The following is a 3223-nucleotide window of genomic DNA, read 5'->3' on the forward strand; positions in this document are numbered from 1 at the left end:
GTTCCGGTCGGGGCCAGTGTTCCGGTCGGGGCCAGTGTTCCGGTCGGGGGTGGTGAGGGTGGGCACCTCGAGGACCGTGCCGTGCCCGGCCGTCCAAGCCCGGGTCCGCGCGCTGCCCAGGTCCAGCGCGACGCCGTACCGGTCCGTCCGCGGCGCGCCGAACCGTCCACGGACCGGGCCGGCACCCGCGTCCGTGCCGTCGAACCGCTCCACGGTCACCGGCCCCCGGCGCGGGCGCGACCCGCGAGGCCCGCGGTGCCTGCCATGTACGCCGGACCCGCCGTGTACGGGGTGGGGCCCGCGCCCGCGGTCGTGCTCGGGTTCGTGGCTGCGCCCGCGCCCATGCCCGGGGCCGCGGCCGTGCCCGTGCCCGGGGCCGCGCCCGTTCCCGTGCCCGTGTCCGGGGCGATCGCCCTGACCGGCCGGTGGCGGGTGGCGTGCAGGTGCTGGCAGGGGGCGCAGTAGCGGGCCTGCGGAACGACCCGCAGCCGCTTGCGGTCGACAGGGAGCCGGCACCGGAGGCAGACGCCGTACCGGCCCTCGTCCATGCGCCGCAGCGCCGCCTCGACATCCGCGAGGACCATGCGCGCCGGGGCCGCGACGCCAGGGCTCGCTCCCGTCGGGCGTCCGCGGAGGAACCGGAGCTGCTCGTCGAGGGCGGCCCGCAGGCCGGCCAGGTCCCGCGGGGTCAGGTCCCGCGCGGTCAGGTCCCGCGCGGTCAGGTCCCGGGCGGTCAGGTCCCGGGCGGTCAGGTCCCGCGCGGTCAGGTCCCGGGCGGTCAGGTCCCGCGCGGTCAGGTCCCGCGCGGTCAGGTCCCGCGGGGTCAGATGCCGCGCGGTACGGTCACCGGCGGTCGGGGAGTTCACCACTTCACCTCTGGTGGCACGGGCCCGCACCCGGCCGCGCGGACTGCGCGCGGCCGGCGGCGACGGGCTGAGGAGAACGACGGGCGCGGGGCGTCGGTCAGGCGCTGCGGCGGCAGCCGACGCAGTGGTGGGTGTAGGGGAGGATCTCCAGCCGCTCCTCGGGGATGGCCTCCCCGCACCGCAGACAGGACCCGTAGGTGCCGTCGTCGAGGCGGGCGAAGGCGTCCTCGATCTCCCGCAGCACCTTGGTGACGGCTTCCTTCTGCGTGGACATCAGGTGGTCGTCCACCGTCTGGCCGCTGCCGGTGAGGGACCGCAGCTGGGCCAGCCGGCTGCCGCGCTCGTGCTCGAGGCGCTGCCGGATCTCGTGCGAGCCGGGGCGCTGCGGGCGGAGTTCGGGAGGAGCGGCGTCGAAGGCCATGGGACGTCCTTTCCAGCGGGTCCGGCGGACCGGACGGTTGCGGCGGGAAGCCGTGGAACTGCCCGGCGAGAAGCCCGGGCAACGGCGCTCGGCCCGCGCCGGGGAGGGCCCGACGGCAGGGGGCGTCGGGCCCTCGACGACGGGGCCGAGTGCCTGGGTCCGGCGGCCGTGGGGCCGGGGACGCTCTCCACCTTGGCCCTTCGCGGGCGCGGCGGACATCGGCCGCGCGCCCCATTTCCCTCCGTCGTGCCCCACCCCGGCATGGGGTCTGCGACCCACGCCGAATGGGGTCCGCGACCCATCGACGCCGGCCTCGCGGACCGGCAGGCTGGAGGACGGCCCCGGTCGGCCCGTCCGGAGCGGGCCGACCGGCAAGCCGCTGCGCGTCCGGGGAGCGCGATGCCCGAGAGTGGTGCGCGACGCATCGCTGAAGGAGGCGTGAACCCGGTGTCCCTGTTCTGGCGGATCTTCCTGCTGAACGCCGTCGTGCTGGGCGCGGCGACGTCGCTGCTGCTGTGGGCCCCGGTGACCGTGTCCGTCCCGGTGCTGCTTACCGAGGCCGTGATCCTGGTCGTCGGCCTGGCGGTCATGCTGGTCGCCAACGCCGCGCTGATCCGCTGGGGCCTGGCCCCGCTGGCCCGCCTCACCCGCCGGATGACCACCGTGGACCTGCTGCGCCCCGGGCAGCGACTGCCCGAGTACGGCACCGGCGAGGTCTCCGACGTCATCCGCACCTTCAACGCGATGCTGGACCGCCTGGAGCACGAACGGGTGGCCAGCAGCGCCCGTGTGCTGAACGCGCAGGAGGCCGAGCGCCGCCGCATCGCGCAGGAACTCCACGACGAGGTGGGGCAGACCATGACGGCGATCCTGCTGGCCCTCAAACGGGTCGCCGACCGGGCCGACCCGCCGCTGCGGGAGGAACTGGGGCTGATCCAGGAGGCCACCCGCGCGGGCCTGGACGAGATCCGGCGGCTGCTGCGGCGGCTGCGTCCGGGCGTCCTGGAGGACCTCGGCCTGGTCAGCGCCCTCACCTCGCTGGCCGGGGACTTCGCCACCCACACCGGTCTGGTGGTGCGCCGCGAGTTCGACGCCGACCTGCCGCCGCTGGACCCCGGGACCGAGCTGGTCGTCTACCGCGTGGCCCAGGAGAGCCTGACCAACGCCGCCCGGCACGCCGACGCCGAGACCGTCGTGGTGCGGCTGCGGCGGGTCCCGGACGCGGTCGAGCTGTCGGTCACCGACGACGGCCGCGGCATCCGGCGGCTGGCCGAGGGCGCGGGCATCCGCGGCATGCGTGAGCGCGCCCTGCTGGTGGGGGCGTCGCTGGAGGTCGGCGCCGCGGCCTCGGGCGAGGGCACGACGGTGCGGCTGACCGTGCCGGTCCCCTCCGCGTCCCCGTCGCCCGCCTCGCTCGCCGGGGGACCGTTCGTGCTCCCCGAACCGGGCGGGCTGCCCGGGATACTCCGCCCGCCGCCGCGGGGCGCGGCCCCGGCCTCGGCCTCACGGGGTGGTCCGGCCACGGGCGCCCGACGCGCCGGGTCGGAGCCGGCCGCCTCGACGTCCGCCGCCTCGACGTCCGCCGACCTGTCGGTCACCGGCTCGACGGTGGCCGACGCGGCGGTGCCCGACCCCGCCGGTCCGGTGTTCACCGACCCCGCGGTCACCGACCCGGCGGCCGGCGCGTCTCCGTTCGCCGACGGTCCGTTCGCGGACGAGGTGTTCACCGCCGAGCTCTCCGCGGACGACCCCACGGCCGACACCCCGGTGGCGTGGCCCCCGGCTCCGGAGCCCTCCGCCGCCACGGACCCCGAGGCCGCCGGAGCGGAGGCAGCCGGAGGGGAGACCGCCGACCGTGAGGCGACGGGTCCCGAGGCCGGGCGATGCCCCGGCCTCGGGACCCGTCGCCTCACGGTCGGCGGTCTCCCCTCCGGCT

2 protein-coding genes and 2 pseudogenes are annotated in these 3223 nt (G+C 77.3%); 1 reads left to right on the forward strand and 3 read right to left on the reverse strand.

Annotated elements, in window-relative coordinates; genetic code table 11:
* The 3 genes and pseudogenes from ACOV8S_RS18930 to ACOV8S_RS18940 all read right to left on the reverse strand — a co-directional run.
* Positions 1 to 213, reverse strand: a pseudogene (locus tag ACOV8S_RS18930) (hypothetical protein); the annotation flags it as partial.
* A 2-nt stretch (positions 214 to 215) separates the two neighbouring features.
* Complete coding sequence (locus tag ACOV8S_RS18935; protein ID WP_448318993.1) at positions 216 to 866, reverse strand: TraR/DksA family transcriptional regulator; 651 nt, start codon at positions 864 to 866, stop codon at positions 216 to 218.
* Between the two features lie 97 nt (positions 867 to 963).
* Complete coding sequence (locus ACOV8S_RS18940; protein ID WP_382550971.1) at positions 964 to 1287, reverse strand: TraR/DksA family transcriptional regulator; 324 nt, start codon at positions 1285 to 1287, stop codon at positions 964 to 966.
* 447 nt (positions 1288 to 1734) lie between these two features.
* Here ACOV8S_RS18940 and ACOV8S_RS18945 point away from each other — a divergent pair.
* Positions 1735 to 2685 (forward strand): annotated as a pseudogene (locus ACOV8S_RS18945) (HAMP domain-containing sensor histidine kinase); the annotation flags it as partial.
* Positions 2686 to 3223 lie beyond the last annotated feature (538 nt).

Source organism: Streptomyces sp. CO7 (assembly GCF_053474865.1).